Below are 586 nucleotides of genomic sequence, written 5' to 3'. Positions count from 1 at the left end.
AGTTTTCAGATCCCGTGTAGGTGAGGTTCTCGATATTCGCCAGTGCAGCGATCGAGTAGGTAGCGAGCGACGTCCGGATCTCGTCCGTGCCGGCACCGGCTGCCTCCGTAACCACATCGGTCGCCATGTCGACGATGTAGATATCGTTGCCGAGCCCGCCGACCAACGTGTCGGCGCCGGCGCCACCGTCAAGGGTATCGTTGCCGGCGCCGGCAATGATGGTATTCTTCTGCGAATTGCCGATGGCGCTGAAGTTGCCAGCACCGGCAAAGGTCAGATTCTCGACGTTCGAGAATGGCACGAGAGAATAGCTCGTGAGCGTCGTCTTGATGAGGTCAATGCCTCCTCCGACATCTTCGATCACCAGATCATCGACATTGTCGACAGTGTACGTGTCGTTCGCGCGACCACCCCGCAGCGTATCCGCCCCAACACCGCCATCAAGCGTATTCGTAGCCAGGAGGGAGCCCGTGATGATGTTGTCCAATGCGTTGCCCGTACCGGAAAACGCGGCAGTTCCGGTATAGGTCAGGTTTTCGATATTCGCCTTGGATGCAAGAGAGTAGGCAGCCAGCGCTGTCCTGAT

The 586-nt window shown here is 58.2% G+C and carries 1 protein-coding gene; it reads right to left on the bottom strand.

The annotated features are described in order from the left end of the window. A partial coding sequence (locus GQ59_RS32565) for a calcium-binding protein (RefSeq protein ID WP_037086684.1) occupies positions 1–586 on the bottom strand: 586 nt, incomplete at both ends.

The sequence above is a fragment of the Neorhizobium vignae genome (assembly GCF_000732195.1).
GTDB classification, from domain to species: Bacteria; Pseudomonadota; Alphaproteobacteria; order Rhizobiales; family Rhizobiaceae; genus Neorhizobium; species Neorhizobium vignae.
The sequence above is the reverse complement of the archived record's forward strand: the minus strand, read 5'-3'. Positions and strand labels throughout refer to the sequence as shown.